Origin of the sequence: Aegicerativicinus sediminis, assembly GCF_015476115.1 — a bacterium.
In the GTDB taxonomy this organism is placed as follows: domain Bacteria; phylum Bacteroidota; class Bacteroidia; order Flavobacteriales; family Flavobacteriaceae; genus Aegicerativicinus; species Aegicerativicinus sediminis.
Map to the genome: position 1 here is coordinate 3,850,946 of NZ_CP064295.1, position 18,010 is coordinate 3,868,955.

The 18,010-nt window shown below is 36.1% G+C and carries 20 protein-coding genes; all 20 read right to left on the reverse strand.

Going from position 1 to position 18,010, the window contains the following annotated elements:
- Positions 1-4: 4 nt before the first annotated feature.
- The 20 genes from ISU00_RS16535 to ISU00_RS16630 all read right to left on the reverse strand — a co-directional run bounded on the left by ISU00_RS16535 (position 5) and on the right by ISU00_RS16630 (position 17,897).
- Positions 5-553 carry a hypothetical protein gene (locus ISU00_RS16535; protein ID WP_228851782.1) on the reverse strand — a complete coding sequence of 183 codons (549 nt, stop codon included), beginning with the start codon at positions 551-553 and terminating at the stop codon, positions 5-7.
- Positions 554-569: 16 nt separating this feature from the next.
- A complete protein-coding gene (locus tag ISU00_RS16540; RefSeq protein ID WP_228851783.1) occupies positions 570-1,307 on the reverse strand; it encodes a toll/interleukin-1 receptor domain-containing protein in 738 nt (245 codons plus the stop codon).
- Between the two features lie 164 nt (positions 1,308-1,471).
- Positions 1,472-2,131 (reverse strand): DinB family protein, encoded by a 660-nt coding sequence (locus ISU00_RS16545; RefSeq protein WP_228851784.1) that lies wholly within the window; start codon positions 2,129-2,131, stop codon positions 1,472-1,474.
- A 215-nt stretch (positions 2,132-2,346) separates the two neighbouring features.
- A complete protein-coding gene (locus ISU00_RS16550) occupies positions 2,347-3,255 on the reverse strand; it encodes an alpha/beta fold hydrolase (RefSeq protein ID WP_228851785.1) in 909 nt (302 codons plus the stop codon).
- Between the two features lie 275 nt (positions 3,256-3,530).
- Positions 3,531-4,448, reverse strand: a complete 918-nt coding sequence (locus tag ISU00_RS16555; protein ID WP_228851786.1) for a polysaccharide deacetylase family protein — start codon at positions 4,446-4,448, stop codon at positions 3,531-3,533.
- 380 nt (positions 4,449-4,828) lie between these two features.
- Positions 4,829-5,626: a DUF6090 family protein gene (locus ISU00_RS16560; RefSeq protein WP_228851787.1), complete on the reverse strand. Its 798-nt coding sequence runs from the start codon at positions 5,624-5,626 to the stop codon at positions 4,829-4,831.
- 77 nt (positions 5,627-5,703) lie between these two features.
- Entirely contained in the window at positions 5,704-6,531 is an 828-nt protein-coding gene (locus ISU00_RS16565) for an alpha/beta fold hydrolase (RefSeq protein WP_228851788.1), read from the reverse strand.
- Positions 6,532-6,555: 24 nt separating this feature from the next.
- Positions 6,556-7,539, reverse strand: coding sequence for an alpha/beta fold hydrolase (locus tag ISU00_RS16570; RefSeq protein WP_228851789.1), 984 nt, complete (start codon positions 7,537-7,539; stop codon positions 6,556-6,558).
- 172 nt (positions 7,540-7,711) lie between these two features.
- Entirely contained in the window at positions 7,712-7,942 is a 231-nt protein-coding gene (locus tag ISU00_RS16575; RefSeq protein WP_228851790.1) for a helix-turn-helix domain-containing protein, read from the reverse strand.
- Positions 7,943-7,945: 3 nt separating this feature from the next.
- The gene (locus ISU00_RS16580; RefSeq protein WP_228851791.1) at positions 7,946-8,425 is read right to left on the reverse strand and encodes a DUF2975 domain-containing protein; all 480 of its coding nucleotides are present in this window, start codon (positions 8,423-8,425) and stop codon (positions 7,946-7,948) included.
- Between the two features lie 164 nt (positions 8,426-8,589).
- A complete protein-coding gene (locus ISU00_RS16585; RefSeq protein WP_228851792.1) occupies positions 8,590-9,696 on the reverse strand; it encodes a ligand-binding sensor domain-containing protein in 1,107 nt (368 codons plus the stop codon).
- 106 nt (positions 9,697-9,802) lie between these two features.
- Positions 9,803-10,540 (reverse strand): hypothetical protein, encoded by a 738-nt coding sequence (locus tag ISU00_RS16590; RefSeq protein ID WP_228851793.1) that lies wholly within the window; start codon positions 10,538-10,540, stop codon positions 9,803-9,805.
- Positions 10,541-10,585: 45 nt separating this feature from the next.
- Positions 10,586-11,401, reverse strand: a complete 816-nt coding sequence (locus tag ISU00_RS16595) for an alpha/beta fold hydrolase (RefSeq protein ID WP_228851794.1) — start codon at positions 11,399-11,401, stop codon at positions 10,586-10,588.
- Between the two features lie 149 nt (positions 11,402-11,550).
- Positions 11,551-12,282 carry an acetolactate decarboxylase gene (locus ISU00_RS16600; protein ID WP_228851795.1) on the reverse strand — a complete coding sequence of 244 codons (732 nt, stop codon included), beginning with the start codon at positions 12,280-12,282 and terminating at the stop codon, positions 11,551-11,553.
- A gap of 5 nt (positions 12,283-12,287) precedes the next feature.
- Positions 12,288-13,820, reverse strand: a complete 1,533-nt coding sequence (locus ISU00_RS16605; protein WP_228851796.1) for an FAD-dependent oxidoreductase — start codon at positions 13,818-13,820, stop codon at positions 12,288-12,290.
- 3 nt (positions 13,821-13,823) lie between these two features.
- Positions 13,824-14,201 (reverse strand): hypothetical protein, encoded by a 378-nt coding sequence (locus ISU00_RS16610; protein WP_228851797.1) that lies wholly within the window; start codon positions 14,199-14,201, stop codon positions 13,824-13,826.
- A gap of 204 nt (positions 14,202-14,405) precedes the next feature.
- Positions 14,406-14,876, reverse strand: coding sequence for a GNAT family N-acetyltransferase (locus tag ISU00_RS16615; protein WP_228851798.1), 471 nt, complete (start codon positions 14,874-14,876; stop codon positions 14,406-14,408).
- 144 nt (positions 14,877-15,020) lie between these two features.
- Positions 15,021-15,965 carry a hypothetical protein gene (locus ISU00_RS16620; protein ID WP_228851799.1) on the reverse strand — a complete coding sequence of 315 codons (945 nt, stop codon included), beginning with the start codon at positions 15,963-15,965 and terminating at the stop codon, positions 15,021-15,023.
- Positions 15,966-16,235: 270 nt separating this feature from the next.
- A complete protein-coding gene (locus ISU00_RS16625) occupies positions 16,236-16,670 on the reverse strand; it encodes a nuclear transport factor 2 family protein (protein WP_228851800.1) in 435 nt (144 codons plus the stop codon).
- Positions 16,671-16,721: 51 nt separating this feature from the next.
- Positions 16,722-17,897: a serine hydrolase domain-containing protein gene (locus tag ISU00_RS16630; RefSeq protein ID WP_228851801.1), complete on the reverse strand. Its 1,176-nt coding sequence runs from the start codon at positions 17,895-17,897 to the stop codon at positions 16,722-16,724.
- Between the last annotated feature and the right edge of the window lie 113 nt (positions 17,898-18,010).

Consider the following 18,010-nt stretch of genomic DNA (forward strand, 5'->3'; position numbering starts at 1 on the left):
TAGACTATTGAAGCCTTTGCTTAAGTTTGTTTAACTGTTCTTGGGTTTCCTTACGTTCTTTTAATTGGGAGACCTTGTTTATAAATCCTGAAACACTGAGACTATCATGTCTTAGCAGTGGCTCGTCCATGCGATTGAGAACAAATATTGTATTTATAATTCCACTAACGTTATAATCCTCATTCGTTAAACGACCTTCTGAAAATTCAACCAAATTAGGAATTAGAGTTGAGTCTTTTGTCCATTCGGTAAGAAGGATAACAGTAGATGCCCTGCGGGTGGCTTCTTTTTCTGAAAATAGGTTCTTTATTAATTCTTGTTGGGTAGAATCTATTTCAACCGTAGGCAGATTTTCGCTTATATCGGGATTACTAATGGCTTCATAGTTTTTGTTCAATTCATCTAATTGCCTAGTTGTTAATTCCAGGTCTTCTCGAGTTTTCAATAATTCAATATTTGTCTTTTCTATGTCATTATAAAGTTTAATGATATAGACCGAAACAGCAACGATGATGGCCAATGATATAAGAATGATAATTTTTGCTTTTTTCATGGTCTAATGTGAGTTATCATTGAATTTCCAACTTAAGGTTTTTTATTTCAAATATTCTGATGGCATAATGTAGACCTATGATTAAAAAGATCCCAACAAAACAAAAGGCAGCTAAAAAATAGTCGCTTGTAAAAAGTCCCTTCACGCAAAAGGCGAATGCCACTAGCATTAAACCAAGGAGTCCATATTTAAAAATTGTATCAATGGAAACGTCTAATTTCTTTGATCCCTGGCTGGCAGGTTCTTCATCCCATTTTGAAATTTCCGTTTTATATTTAAAAACTTTGGTTAGGTTTTCATCATTGGTCAATTCCTTATTGATGGACTTTAGTAGCTCCAAGCTTACGGTATAATAAGCTTTATTTTGGTCGGGCCATTCACTGATCGGTTTAAGTCTCCCCTCTTCAATAGGTGCCGCTTGGAAATTTTTTAGAACGGTTTCTTCCCACATACAATGGTTTAAGATAACAGGAACTACCTTTATATTTTTGTCACCATAAGAGGCAATGGTTTTTTCTATTTCAACATTATTGATGTAATCAGATGCTAAAAACTCAGCTGAAACTAAGAATAATACAATATCAGCCTCATCCAATTTGGTTTTGATTAAATCATCCCACGAATCACCTACGATAATTTCTTTATCACTCCAATCGGAAATTAGTCCTTTACGTTTTAAAACCGCCAAATGTTTTTTAAGTGTTTCCTGCTCATGCTGGTTATCATGGGAATACGAAATAAAAACATTTTTCATGTAGTTATAGCAAGGGGTTTTGGTTCAACCAAAACACAAGTGCAAATTCAGTAGGGATGGAGGCAGATATAACGCAATATAATGTAAAAAAGCTTTGAATTTGAAATTCACCTTGGCTTTAGGCCATTAGAGTCAAATACAAAAATCAAGGATGGAAGTATTCATTAACCCCTCCTGGTCGGTAAACGTTTTCTAATAAATTTAAATTGTCCGTTATGGTTAGATTCGTGTTCACACACATGGAACCATTTACAGTAATTATTGGTAGGTCCCCAAGGAAAATCATTATCAACCTTCATTAACCATTCATCATCTCTTTTGGCAAATTCTGCCAAGGTATGCTCCCTAACCGAATCTAGTTTCTCCATATAGAACTCAAGTGGGTGACCCTTTATAAGGTCTCGAGCTTTATCTCCTAGGCCCATTGCCACACTGAAATTCTCATCATCTTCCTTAGACCAATCTCCCCATTTTTTATCCTCAAAAGTGTGTATCTGGTAAAAACGTTCTGTAGCCGCCAAATGCCAAAGCATAGCTCCTATGGAATTTGCCTCATCATCTATCAAATAATCCAATTCTTCAATAGAAAGGTCTCTAACTGGATTTAGAATAACATTTCGCATCCAATTCATCATGGAAACAAGTGTACCTATTTGTGTGGTAAATCCATCTTTTGGACCAACTATATTAATGTCATTCACCGCTGTGGTTGGTTGGGCAGACAAAAGGTTTGGAAACGCTAATAGGCTACCTGTACCGATAGCAACCATAGAGGATTTTTTAAAAAAATCTCTTCTTTTTATATTATTGTTTTGAAAATTCATGAGGGTAAAGGATTAAGTTAGTTTTTAAAAATTAGATAGTGACCTGATTACTAAAATACTAAATAAAAACTCTATACTTTCACGGATAGATTATAAAGTAATTGCTCCTGAGGATAATGTGGCTTTTAATTTGAGTAAACATTAAAACTTACAGAAATCTTCAAACAAAAAAATAAATCATTAATTCAGTCTCCATAAAACATTAATTGAATCCTTTATTTGCTGGACATTCTATAAATTTCCTCAACGATATTGGCAATCAATTCTGGATTTTCAGCATGCATTAAATGGCCAATATTATTTACCACCAAAAATAGTCCATGGGGATTACCCCTAACGATCTCTTGCTTTTTCATAATCGTTAATTTCATCGCTTCACTATAGAAATCCTTTAAATCGAACTCAGTAACTCCCAAATCTACTGGTGCTGGATCATATCTTGGGCCAACCAAAATAGCAGTGGGAACCACTATTTTTGGGGTAAATCGATTAGGATCTAATTTTTCATCATTAGTTAAATTATTAACCACCTCCCATTCAGTTTTAAAACTAGGTGGGAGTCGATTGATTGCCTCATTCATTTTTTCTTGTATGACATTGGTTGTAACCTTTCCATTACTTGCTATTTTAATTGCTTGTAAATAAGTTTCATTACGATTAATGATATCGGATGTATCAATAAAAACCATTCCCGCTACATCATCAGGAAATTGAACAGCAAACGAATTTATTAATGGGCCTCCCCATGAATGCGCAACTAAAACATACGGTGGTGAAATATCTAACTGTTTTAAGATGTTGTGCAGTCGAGATGCAACAAATTCAGGTGTTGGCGCATTATTTGTAAATTCAGACTTCCCAATACCTGCACGGTCATAGGCAAATACAGGAAGAGAATCTTGCATCTTGTCAAAAAGTCCATACCAATTTTCAAGTGGTATGCCTAAAGCGCTTTCAAAGATTAAAACAGGTTGTCCAGGCTGACGATGTTGTATTCCTTTTGTATAAATATGGACATCCTTATCGTTGAAATTGAAAATTTGGCTACCTTCTTTTGGTTGGGCGAAACAGAGGAAAGTGCTTAAAATAGCACAGCACATTGTTGTAAAAAATTTATATTCCATAACTCCATAATTTAAAGATTAGCTTCTGTTTATTTTTAGAGCATAGACAATTGATTGTCAATACCTTAATATCTAGGGAAGAATTTAGGTTAAGATAGATTATTTTTAAATATTATAAGAATTTCCGTACAAATTACAGATATAATCTTTATAACACAATACGTAACATTACGAAGATTTAGGCAGGTAAATGAATTGAGAAATTTCCAAGAATAAGCTATAGGTTTTTAATATACCTAAGGAGAAATCGGCTTATTCATGCAATTGATTAAGATTTAGTAGAGCGCCTCTTTAATTTGCCTCCAGGTAACCAATTTAATATTCTCTTTTTCTAAAAGTTCCTTACAGGTCTTACTTGTAAAGAAATCGTAATCTTTTTGCCGCCAGGCATTTCCCCACTCTGGATGATCGACATTCATACCTTTCATCTCCTCATTGTCATAAGCAGTGTGAATCAATAATAACGAAAGACCTGGCATTAAATTCTTAAGGGTATTTGTATAATATGTTTCTGGACCAATGCTATAATCCTCTGGTGAAATGGTGTAAAGTTGATCGACAAGAACCTTTGGGTGGTATGTTTCTTTTATCTCCTTGGACAAAAATTCATCCAAAACAAAAACAGGGAGATTATACTTCTGACCAATTTTAAGATAAACCTCTGTTAATCTTGTTGTTTGAGCCAAACATCCCATATGGGTATCCAAATGGGTTGGCTCCAAACCCATGGCATAGGCACGCTCCACCTGAGCCTTAAGTTCTAATTCTACTTCTTTTAAATTTAAATCTGAGCGGCAGGCTTCATGAAAATAACCATGCTCATCTATAAGACTAGGGACTTTATCCGTTGAGCTAACCGGACCCCATTTATAATTTTTCCATTCAGAGGAAAGAACCAAGTGTAATCCAAAATCATGTGTTTCTGGATTAGCCTTTGCATAATTAACCGCCTCCAACACCCAAGGAGTTGGCATCATTACACTGGCCGAATTCACCGAACCATTATCAATTGCTTCAAAGGTTGCAATATTCTCAGAATGCGAAACACCTAAATCATCGGCATGAATTATCAAAAGCTTTGCATCGGCTGGATAGCCAAGCTTGGAGGCTATTGTTTCTTGGGATGCAGCTCTAAAATTTATACCCAAAAACAACAAACACAAAAAAGTAAAAGGTTTAAAATACTGAATCATTTAATTGATATTTTATTTCTAAAATTTTAGGATTTCAACCCATTGGAGGATAAACATGGTAACAAATGTTAGCCCTGCACTATATAGTATTGCCGCCTGCCAATACGATAATTTCGCTGATCCATTTTTCCACATTTTAATTCCATATTCCTTTTTAACATAGTTGCGTGTAAACAACCAAAAAAGGAAAATAAATGTTATAAAAATTAAAATGCCAATTAATAACACTAAAGACTGTCCCATATTTTTACGAGTTTATGTTGCTACCTTTCAATTTCCTCATCAATCAATTTAATCAAATTTTGGTATATCCTACAAAAGTTCCGTCTTATATGAAATAAGAAATGACGTAGGGAGATAAATCAAGTGGAAATTAATCTCTAACTTTTAATTTCAGATTCGATTAATTTCAAAATTTCGGTATTGGCATCGGCTAAAGCAGTAGTAGAATTATTAGAAAAATTGCAGAAGCCCATGATAAGCGATAAATAATCCTCAAAATCTTCATTTTGGAATAACTGGGTTAATTCATTATTGTCTTTCTTATTTGTCAAATTAAAGTCTACTTGGGGTGTTTTAAGAATATCATATATAGCAATATCATTTTGGAGCTCATTAACCAAGGGGTTTAACCTATAGTTGTTAATTAAGAATATCATATAATGCTCATACATAAAGGTTACAAATTCAGATTCGTCTCGTACAAAATCTTGGGTTACACCTGGCCAGTTTGTCAATTTCGTTCGTAATTCGTCATTTTGAATATGCTGTAGATTACCGGAATTGATAAGTTGTGTGGTTATACTTATCATCGGATCATATGAAGGAACAATTAGGGTCCTTGAGAGATAATGATGGATTGAATCGATTTCTACATTTAAATCACGGTTATTAATTATATTAATCAACCGGCGCGCAGATGTCATTATTATATTTAACCGGATCTCCTTCTTTTCCTCCAATTGAGCCAAATTATTCTCGAATTCTTTCTTTAATTCTAATAGAATAAGTTGTTCATACTGTAAATGATCCCGCCTTTCGTTCCACTTGTTCACCTGCAAGGCAATCAAAATACCGATGACTACCAAAATAATCTCTCCGATGGCATAGATTAAATACTTGCTAAACTTACTATTAGATACCAATGTATGGCGTATTAGTCGGAAGATTGAAATCATGGCAAGGCCATTAATAACTAATATAAAGATACGAAGAAAATGGCAGTATTTAGTCCTTAAAAACCCCTATTATAGTGTTACTTCTGAAGAAACTCCAAACCTATTTCACTCATTAATTTGGGGCTTGACTTAAATATTTCATGCGGAGTATCGGGCAAAACACATAATTCACTTCCATTTATCGATTGATACAATTCAATTCCATGCTCCAATTTTACCACATCATTATCCCCAAACACCAACAACACCCTTGCCTTTATGTCTGAAAATACCTGGGACGGAATTACCACCTCATCTGAAAAATACATCTCCCTCATACTGTTAATGTATTTTTTCCATTGGTCCTTAGATGAAGACTTGCTATTATAATCCGCTATCCATTCTTTTTGATAAGTTTCCATAAACTCCGGACTTATCATTCTGAGGGTTTCCAATACCTCTGGTTTTATGGCATCCATATGGCTATTAACCCCTGTGGCGATAATTTTACGAACCTTTTCTGGTCGTTTTGCTGCCAAAAGTAAAGCCGTAATACCGCCGTCACTATAACCCATCACATTCAAACTATCTAACTTAAAGGCATCGATAAGTTGAGAACAGACATCCACCATTAAATCAAAACTCAAAGAGTCCGGCAATTCCGATTTACCATGTCCGGGACTATCTATTGCAATAACCCGATAATGCTTTGCAAATTCTGGAATAACCTCTTGAAAATCATGAATTGAACCAAACCCACCATGCAATAGCAATAAAGGCATACCACTACCATATTCCTCATAATAAATTTTGGTGTTAGAAATTTTAATATACTTCCCTTGGTTGGATCCATAATTGATGTCTTGGCCAAAACTTAAATTTGTTAAGACTACCAACACTAAAAGAAGTCTCATTAATCCTTTCATAACGAGTATATTAAAAAAATGTTCCTACTTTAGTTTTTCTATAAATTCAATCACTTTCTCCAATTCCCACGCTATATACTCAGCATAGTCATCTGTATCATAGTCGAAAATTTTCAATTCGGTTTGCAAGTAACTGCCAAAAGCACGCTCCATACCCTCATCTAACTTCTTGGAGGGATCACATGCCAATAAATGCTCCCTTAGCCTGTTATATCTCAAGGTATCCTCAACCAAAGTTTTTAAGGCCAATACCTCTTCCTTGAATTTTGGATTATCGTTGGCAATATCCGCTTGAAGTCGTTCCCGTTCCGAAATTCTACTTATCACACTTGAATCATCGTATTTAGAACTTAATAACCTAATTGCAGGAATTTTAATTCTGCTGTCTTTATCACTTAGAAAATGTGGACGCCAAAAAGCCCTGGACATCACTAAACGTTTTTCCTGCTCTTTTTCAAAATCTGGGGCAAATGCACTCCAGCTTTCCATTAGTAGAATTTCATCCTCATTACCACAACCAACAATCAGGATTGGATTTCCATCCCAATAAACAAGCCCCGAAATACGTTCAGGATGGTGCTCAGCAATCCAAGTGATATCTTGGTTTCCCGGTAAACGTGCAAATAAAATAGCCTTCTCAATACCTAATTCATCCATAAATTTCAGAATATCCTCTCCTTGGGTAGCGACATCATAGCCCCATTTGGTAAACGTGCTTTTTCCATACCCTCTTCTAAGTGGCGCCAAAACATGTGCATACTTAGAAAGTTTGGTGAAAAAATCAATTCTTTCAGCGGCTTCAGGAAATTTACTGTAAGGCCCTTCAAAATAATTATGAAAGTCCTGTACCCAAATAAAAGGAATTCCCTCTCCACCAAAATCCATGTATTGCATTTTAATTTCTCCGAGATCAGCCATTTTAGATTTATATGGAAGTTTTTGGTCCTGCCCGAAACCTAAATTTAAAAATGTTATGATTATCAATAAATTCAACAGAGCTTGTTTCATAATTGTGTACGTTTCTTATCTAGGGGAGAATTTTAGACAATCGAAATTGTAGCTATTAAGTTAGCATTTTTTGGAATAAAAACCGAGTATTCACAACCTATTAAAAGGCTCCATAATTCAATAAGAAAAGGGAGAAATGGAATAGGGTACTGAATTATTTTTTAATCTGATATCAATCAGTGTTTTCGAATTCTCCGTCCTCATTCGAATATTCTAAAATATCTCCAGGTTGACAGTCTAAAACATCACAGATAGCTTCCAGAGTGCTGAAGCGAATTGCCTTGGCCTTACCTGTTTTTAAAATGGATAGATTGGATAAAGTGAGTCCTACCCTTTCCGAAAGTTCATTGAGCGACATTTTCCGCTTCGCCATCATCACATCTAAATTTACAATTATCGGCATAGCTTAAATGGTTAAGTCATTTTCAGATTTCATATCTACTGCTCTTTGAAGTATCTTTTCCAATACCGCAACTGCCGTTGCCACCGCTACCGAAATAAAAGTTGTTAATATACACATACCCATAAAACCAGCTGGGTCATCATCTTCATGGTGGAAGATCATGATATAAATTCCAGCCAATACAATTAATACTCCTGTAATAATAGCACAATACCGTATAGTCCTCAAAGTTTTTACAGCATCTACACTGAACAATTTATCCGAACTAATATATCCCAGTAACTTAATTGCCTTATATAAGGCCACAAAAAAGGCAATGGAGGCAACATAAGCATATAAGATAAAAGGGTCTGAGTAAATCTCCCATAGATTTAAATTAACAGCTCTCCCCTCTAACATGGGAAATCGGATTAGTGCAAATATTGCCAAAACACCGATGAGTGCAATTACAGCCTGAAGAAATATGATTGAAGTTCGTTTCATGATGATTGATAAAATAATTATTTAAATCAAAGATATAATTATTTATTGATTATCAATAAATATATATTATTAAATACAAAATATTAGCTGTTTAATATTAAAAACAGACAATAAGAAACGAAAGTAATTTCAGAGGCTCTTCCCTTATTTAGCACATTAGAAGGTTACTTGGTCCAAGCCTCTTTTTCAGAAACATTTGTTATTTCCTTACCATCAAATAGGCTAATCCCATCCCAGGTGCTAAACCAAATCTGACCTTTATGGTCTTCATAAATGGATTGTATAGTATTTGTGGCTAAGCCATCTTTTGTGGTGAATTGGGTAAACTTTTTACCATCGTAACGATACACTCCAAAATTTTCAGCCGAAAACCACACATTTCCAGACCTGTCTTCACAAAAATTATAGGCCTCCAATCCTTCAATTTTTCCATCTTTCGTATAATTTTTAAAGGTTGTACCATCATAGGTACTTATACCTCCATAAAAGGTACCAATCCAGATTTGGCCTTTACTGTCCTCGAAAAGATCTGCCACATTGTTATCTGTAAGTCCATTTTCAGTTGTAAGAAATTCAAAATCGCTATTATTATATCTGGTAATCCCATAACCATCGTTGACAAACCAGATATGCCTATCACTAGTAATTAAAATATCACTGACCCTATTTTCAGATAGCATAGGTTCTACGTTAGAAAGATTAGGTTTAGGAACTTGGAAACTTTCAAAGGTAGATCCGTCAAACTTACTTACACCTCCATTAGTACCAATCCAAATAACACCTTCTGAGTCTATTTCTACAGCCCAAATTTCGTTATCTATCAATCCATCCTCAGTGGTGTAATTAATGAACTCTTGTCCATCAAAGCGGGTTAATCCCTTGGAAGTCCCAAACCAAATATCTCCATTTTTTGCCTCTGTGATTGCTCTAACCGCATTTCCCCCTATTCCATCCGTTGCCGTAAATTGTTTAAGAGTTTGGGTATCGTAAATAAGGATGCCATCGTGATTGGTACCAAACCAATAATTCCCCTTTTTATCCTCAAAAATTTGCCATACAAATTCGCTCACGGCACCATTTAAGGTCGAATGTTGATTCTTATTTGTGGTTTTGGAAGAAAAAATAGGCGATTGAAACCCAAGGTGTTTCAATGTATCGGATACTATCGTCTGCTCTTCTACTATGGGTTGGGTTTCTTTCCAATTACAAGAACTGGAAAACATATATAGTAATGCCAGGGGCAACAAGGTACTTTTAACCAGTTTTCTCATAAAAAGTTATGTATTAGCGGTACGCATAGATTTGAATTGCAATGTTGAAAATACGCAACTGGAAATTAACTTTAAAGGACTTTATGAATTATTGAAAAAGCAAATGTTATCCTTTTATTAAGGCTTTAAGAATCGTTTGAACCGCTTCTGACCTTCCTAATGGTTCCAATAGAAAAATAAAAAGATTTACTCCTATTGCCAAGAAAGTTGCTGGGTGTTTTAATTTACGGTATTTCCAGGCCCCTAACAGCAACATTACAATTATCAAAACTTGAGTGAGATAAAGTGGTCGCATGATGGCAATATTCGGCCAATCTGACTGATACATATCAACATAGATATTTTGTATACCTCTACCTAGTGCCGGCATCATTATAATAAACACGGTTGAAATCAACCACCACGCATGGTCTTCCAATTGTTTTCTTTTCAAAATGGCCATAATTACTGCAAGACCGAATGCCGTCATCATCACTATTTCCACCGCCGCAACCCCAAAAAAGAACCAGGGTTCAAATGGACCAAACCGTTCTGGCATAGCCAAAGATCTTTCAGTTGTTGCAATGTCTCTATGCATCATGCTTAATGCCGTGAGACAAACACCTCCAGCAAAAAACATACCTATGATACCATTGGTGCGATGCCTCGGCAACTGACCATGGGTGGCAAAATAAGGCTGTGCTATTAAATACAGGTACCAGATTGTTCCTGTCCAATAATGTATATGAACGGACCAAGCATTATCCGTAAAATCACCCCAATAATCCTCGAATATCCCCAATTGCATAACCAGCATTGGGATAATCATCCATAGGTATAAGGTTTTGTAGTTAGTTAGTGACATTATTTGTGGTTTAAATTGATTAATAATAATAATAATAAAGTGTTTTTAATTCCATTGTCCATCCAAAAACATAATAATATTCTCCATAAAAAGCGTCCCTAATGCTCCTTCTGGACTTGGCATAGAATGTCCAAAATTAGGTATGATCCATAGGTACGAATTCTGAATGGCTTTATACGACTGGGCAGGAATATCGACAGGAAAAAATTCGTCTCTATCTCCATGTATTATTAGGGTTTCCGCAGTTATAGTGGATAAATAAGGGGTTGTAAAATTCATATCATCATAATATTCGGCCATTCCTCTAAATTGCCCCAACAATTTTCTAATCTGTTCTTCACCTCCTGGATGCAGATGTTTCATATAATTGAACCAATTTTCATCCATAGATTCCATATTAACACTTCTCTGTATGACCCTGCATGCTTCGGGAAAATAGGTTGTAGAACCTATAAGCACCATGGATGCGATTCTTGTGGTATCCTTCGTGGCCATATGGGTTAAGGTCATGGCACCAGAACTATGGCCTATGGCTTTAAAATTTTCAATTTCCAAGGCATCCATTAAGCCATACATATCCTCACCAGATAATTTATGGGTAAAGGTATTTGAAGGATTCGTAGATCTGCCATGCCCTCTTAAATCTGGAATAATTAATCTGTAATGTTCCACTAAATCTTCAATATAGGGTTTCCATATCTCATGGGTCATAGTAAATCCATGAAGCAGCAATAATGGTTCCCCGCTACCATGTTCTTCATAATAAATGCTCACCCCATTAGTCTCTACAAATCTTCCGTTTTGTGCCGCTAGGGTATTTATTGCGAAGAATAAGCTAAGGGTAAAAAAGAGTGATTTCATAAAAAGAAATTTAATCATAATAATCGATAAAATCGTTTATACGAGGCTCGTAACACCGTAATTTATAACATAATACCTTTTATTACAATACGTAATGTTACCTAATTTTTTTATATGCTCAATCCTTTGTGGGTTAAGGTATTTGAGTATTAATATAAAGGCAGATAAAGCTTCATCTCTCCCATAGTTAACGCATCTAAATGCCCCATTTGAGTCTTATTGGCCGTAATAAGATGCATATGTAAGTAGGAATCGTGATGTGTAAAAACCCCTTGGTGTTCGGTTGAAAAGAAGCCGATAATTTCCACAGTCTCATCTTGCAAAATATAATTGGTCTGACCGATATGTGCGTCTTCTGGCGAGCTTACCTTTGTGCCTGGTGGTAAATTTTGAATATGGATAAGCGCATCTAAAACGGATCCGACAACTTTAAAAGCAAATGGCTTTTTAAAATCTTCGGTTTTATCATCAATTAAGGTTTCCAAATCCCTTATGGTTGTTACCTCTTCGGGTATATCAACTTCTTGCCAATTGGTTACATTGGCATATACAAAGAAGGGTGCCGAAGCTTTAGACGCTTCTTTAACTATCATGGTAGTATCTGATGTAACTTTGGAAACATAGGTTGTACCATCAGTAATCAGCAACTCACCCGTTAAATAACTTTCGGGACCAAGACCATACAAACCCTTTTTAGGTGCAATGGTGTCCAAATTGATGCTACTTTCCAATTCTCCTTTCCACATCACATTTTTCATAGCGCCAACAACATGGATTCCTGCATACCTATCACCAAGGTTTTGGGAATGCTCTTTTTTGTTTGAGTTGCAGCTACATAGTGAAACTGCAAATAGAATTAAGGCAAGGTTTTTTATAGCCATTTAATTCAAATTATGCCTTTTAAATGATCAGACAATCGAAGGGTAAGCGCAGTTAAAGTTAATGTTGGGTTGGGTGCACCTGACGTAGGATAACAGGCAGCTCCAGCTACATATAAATTAGAAATCCCATGCACCCTACAATTGGCATCTACCACACCTTGTTTTGGATCATCAGCCATTCTGGTGGTTCCCATATGATGCCAACCGCCATTGGTGCTATCTGGAAACGAATCATCCGTTTCATCCCTTAAAAATTCATTAAGCCGTATCCTCCCAATACCGGCAATGCCAAACTGATGCCCTAGAATTTGGTAAATCCTTCTAACACTGTATTTATCTAAAGCTGTAAGTTCCCAGTGCAAATTCGCTCTTGGTACGCCCAATTCATCCTTTTCTGAATCTAGGGTTATTCTCGAGTTTGGATTTGGCGACTGTTCAATTCGTGTATTTAATTGATAGGCTCTTTCAATGGGCCCTTTTTCCAACTTAGCCTTTTCATCTGCTGCACCCCAATCTGCAAAAACGTTTTCTAAACTTTTCCGTGGGTCGTCGTCTTGCCAGGTTTCCATCCTAGGTTTTTGGTGAATGCCCACACTTAAAGGAAGTAAAGAAGAAGTACCATTTAATATTTTTTCTTTGGTTTGAACTTCAGGTCTTATACCTAACTCTGCACTTGCTTTGGTTACTCCGTATTCCCATGAATATAAATCCGTCGGGAATGGTTTTGCCAGCCATAATTCGGCTGAAGCTATTTCTAAATGTTCTTGAAAGTACCTACCTACCAAATCGTTATCATTACCCAGTCCTTGTGAATTTTGCGAATTAGACGCCAATAACAATCTAGAATTTTGAATGGTACCACAAGCCATTACAAACGTTTTGGCCTTTACCGTATGTGTTTTTCCCGCATGGTTTTTTACAATAACTTCCGTCACCTCAGTTAGGTTATCATTGGCTTTAATATCTACCGCATTCGCATAGGTGTATAGATGAATATTCTTGGCCTCTAAAATCTCCTTCCTATACAGTTCACCATATCGGGCTTGACTAAATTGCCACATCTTATTCCACACCACCTCTTTGTCGAGTGGGAAGGCATTTAAGTTTGGCAATTCGGTATTCCAATAATCATAGTCATAATTATAAGGCCCGAGTTTAAGCACCTTATTTGCTTTGGCATAAAAAGGATCTAGGTCTTCTTTGGTAATGGGCCAGCCACTATGTGGCACCCAATCTCGTTTTTGAAAATCTATAGGATCAAAGGGTGAACACATACCAGCCCAATGGCCCGTTGTGCCTCCGAAATAATGAAGTCTTGCGGATTGAAGAGGGAAATATTTCTGACCTGTCGTCTTACCACCATACAAATCTTGTACCTGTGGATCATAATCAAAACCGCCACCTTCTAACAATATTACTTTTTTTCCGCTGTCTAACCAATCCAGTGCCATACTAACTCCTGCGGCTCCGGCTCCGATAATGCAAATATCGCCTTGTATTACCGAATTGTTCTCTAATTCTCTTGCGTCTATATGCATGGCCTAGCTAACTTTGGTTAATGAATACAAGGCACATTGTCGTGCCTCCGTCCGAGATAAGATCCAGCCATCTAGCGCCACAGTATCACCATTCTTAAAATCTTCCTCTATCTGCTGAGTGAGCTTTTCAAGGATTCTAGATTCTTCATCAGAAGCCTTGATGTTTAAAAGCTTTACCAAGCTTCTTTCGCTGTTTTCATCAATAAATTGTTGGCGGTAGCTTTGGCCCATCGCATTGATAGTGGTAGTGTCCCAAATAGTGGATAACAGTTCTGGGGCGGCAACCTTTGGGTTGTATTCCACCGCACAAGAAGTTAAGGTGGGCAAGGCCATTGCCGTAAGGCCAAGACCTGATAATAGAATAAAGTGTCCTCTTCTCATATTGGTTGGTTTGGATTACTAGGACTAATTCTTAGGAAATAAAGGGAGCAACTACGGATTTTTAAAGCAAACCCTGAAGTTGGTGGTAACTAAGATAGTAAAATGAAGTGATTTTAAGCAAAAGAAGATTGTAGACTAAATTTCAGAATAACAAATAGAAAGACACCTTTCGATTCCGAGGGGATTCGGAGGAGGATGAATCCGTCAGAACTGATTTTTAATACTATTACGCTCTCTAATTTTATAATTCCAAGTTTCTAAAGTCATTTCAAACTTTATCTCTCCTTTTCCGTGAGTTCCAACTTCCTTCCAACCTGATTTTCTATAAAATTTTTCTGCCCTAGTTTTTGGTGATGTTCCCAACCATACATTATGAGAAGTTTGATTAAAATACCAATCCAACATTAAGTCGTGCAAGTGCCTGCCAATGCCTTTTTTTTCAAAGTCTGGGTGCACAAATAATGCCCAAATGTTATGTTCCTTTATATCAGCAATGGCAAATCCGACAATTTTATTGTCAATTTCACAAACCCATCCTTTTCCTCTTTTTGTAATAAAATCCAAACAATCTTCATCTGTTATCAAATCAGGGTTTGACAATGTATTTTCAGTTACCGAATTACGGACTATTTGAATTTGTTTAATATCACTTTTACGTGCTTCCCTAAAAATCATTATTTAACGATTTGGCCATTCCTCTATATGGTTGTTAACCATTTATTTAACAACAAGTTGTGAGGATTAAATATAAAATATTAGACTTAGATGAAGTTAAGATTACTTAGGACAATTTAGCGTAAAAAGTGGACGATCCAATTTCTATAGGCTATTCTTTAAAAACTCAAGTATATCTTGTTTAATTCTTAAGGAAGGTTCATGACCAATGTTTTCGTAGGTTTTTAATTCAGCATTCACTCCAAAATCCTTATAAATACCGGTACAGGTTTCCCAACGATCTGGTTGCATTTGTTTTCCTAATTCCTTGAAAATAATTGTTCTATCCTCGTCAGTATAGGCATCATCGTAGTTGGCAGCATCATTGTCATCCAACTCTCCCATAAATAAAAATTGAGGAGTATTTTTAAAGGTAATTGAATCAAAACTTTTACCTGTTATTTCTAGAAAATCATTAATGCCAATTGGATAATTTAGAGCCGTTCTTCCCAATGAGTCTTTAGGTAAAATCAGCATGCCATTTAAACCACCAGCAATACTGGCGGCGACTTTTTCTGGATGTATTGCTGTAAACCTATTGGTAAAACTACCTGATGCAGAAAAACCGGTTAAAACAATTTGTTCTTCCATAGAATACCCTATAGAATCAAGTTTTCCCTTTGCATCCTCAACCATGGCTAATAGTTGAAGGTCAATACGCTCTATGGCATTTCCTTTTTGCTGCATGGCATCTCTATCTAAGGCATGGGTATAAATCTTCCAAGTTGCTTCTGCTCTAGGAAAAATGGGGATTAACAAAGGATAACCTAATTGATGTGCCAAGTAATTTCCAAGATTGTAATTATTGGTTGCCAAATTTTCGGCTTTATCCTTATGATCTGCTAAATTATCACTAACAGAACCCGTATTGTTGGGTTCAACGATGAGAAAAACTGAATTGCTTGGATTTGCCTCCTCTGGAATAAATAAGAAATAAGGGAAGTTAAACCCAGAATTACTATTCTCTGAAACAAGCATAACTTCGCCACCTGTTGAGGAACAGCTAACAAATAGGATGAAACTAAAAAGTGTTCCAAATAGAGGTTTCATAATGTTTAATTTAATCTTATAGGTTACTAATAACTTAAGAATTTTAATATTTTTAGTTTTAAACAAGTTCGGAATTAAATTTAACTAAAATCGAATTCATGCTCGCCCCAATCTCCTGTGTCGTGGCGCGAACCTCCACTGCCATATTTAACAATGAGAAACATATCAACTCCTCCAACACCTAAACCATTTTTTCGATTTACTGTATTTTACTTAATTCCAACATACCTGCGATTGTTAGTTATCAAAGACTTATAATTCCCATACCTCTCATTCTATAACTGTTGCCTGAGACCAAATAATTTTCCAGCTGCCTTCGATATTTTCATAGATATCTGTATGCCAATGTGCTCTCAATGGTAGTGCATTGCCCCCGACGGTTATTTCGATGTTAGACTTATACCTCAGCACTGCCAGATTGCCACTAATACGAACCCTAATCTTAGAAATCGGCTCAAACACTTTATAATCTATCTCTCCTTTTTCTATACCACCCAAATACTGCTGTTTAGTTAAGGTCTCACCCACCGGATTAATCAATTCAAAATTGTCTGCATGCAACGAAGCAGCCAAATCTATATCTCCATCTACTAAGGCTTTTAATCTGGTTTCTTCAATGGTTATTAGTTTGTCCGATTCAGAGGTTTGGGCAGCTGCCTTACCTAGTGGCAATAAAAGGAGCATAAAAAAAAGGGCGGTTTTCACGAGGTTGTTTTTGGGTTAGAGTGGTTACATTTTTTAAGCGAGAACAATCAATTACTTTAAGGACTTGCTTGCAGTGGTTTTTAAATAGTTATTTACGAGATCATAGGTCTCTATCAAAAGCAATTCCCTTAACTTAGAATTGTTATTCATAAATAAGAGAATTGTTAGTGGTTCATCGAGCTTTCTAACGACCATTGTCCGTGTACCGTTCCAACTTCCTCTATGCATTGCAAGGTCGTCAGTTACAATCCACCCCATCCCATAACCAAACTTTTTTCCTTTATTAAATGGGTATAAGTCAATCATATCATGACCCGTATTAGGCCATTCTCCTTCAATGGTTGAACTTGGCTTAAAAATCAATTTATGCGATTCTTCTGAAAGTAGGATATTGTTTCTTAAAACCTTATCATAGGCAAGATAATCGTTGATGCTGGTGTAAACTGCTCCATCACCTAAGATACCATTCATATAATAACCATCCACTTTTACCCAATTTCCAAGACTATCTCTTTCGTAACAATAGGCTCTTTCTTTAATATCAATAGGCTTGGCTAGGTTGTAAAAATTAGTATGTTCCATGCCTGCTTTGTTAAAGATGTTTTCCTTTGCATAGTCTGAAAATTCTTGCCCACTAACTTTTTCTACCAATAGGGCTAACACCAAATACGCAGTATTTGAATACTCCCAACCATCTCCAGGCTCAAACAATGGCGTAGGGTTAGTCTCAAGCCATTTTAAAATATCTTTATTCTCGACAATCTTCGATTTGTCCCATCGTTCCAAAAAATAAGGCTCTTCGTAATCTGCAAGACCAGAGGTATGATTTAGTAAATGTTCAACCGTAATATTCTTGAAAACAGGAAAATCCCAAAACTTTGTTATCGTATCATTCAAGGAAAGTAACCCGTAATCAACAAGGCTTAAGATACAAAGAGCGGTAAATTGCTTACTAACCGAAGCCATTCTCATATTAGTGGTAAGCGTTATAGGCTCCCTTGTCTCTAAATCTCGTAAACCGTAGCCCTTTCCGAATATCATTTCTTGTACGTATGAAATTGCAACTACAGCTCCGGGTTCAGATTCTGCTATGTTGGCATTAAAAAGAGAATCTATACTTGACTGAAGTTCCTTTAATTCTGTTGGTTTTGGTTCCGTTTTTATATCATTCGAATTCTTACAGGAAATACAAGCAGAAATTAACAATAGAATCAAAAGGTTTTTCATAGTGATAGTTTAATTACTGCTTACGGTTTGTATATCGCTAGGTAGCGTTGAATTACACTAAGATAGTAAAATGAGGGACTTTGGTTGGCATGCGAACTTCTATAAGGAGCAAA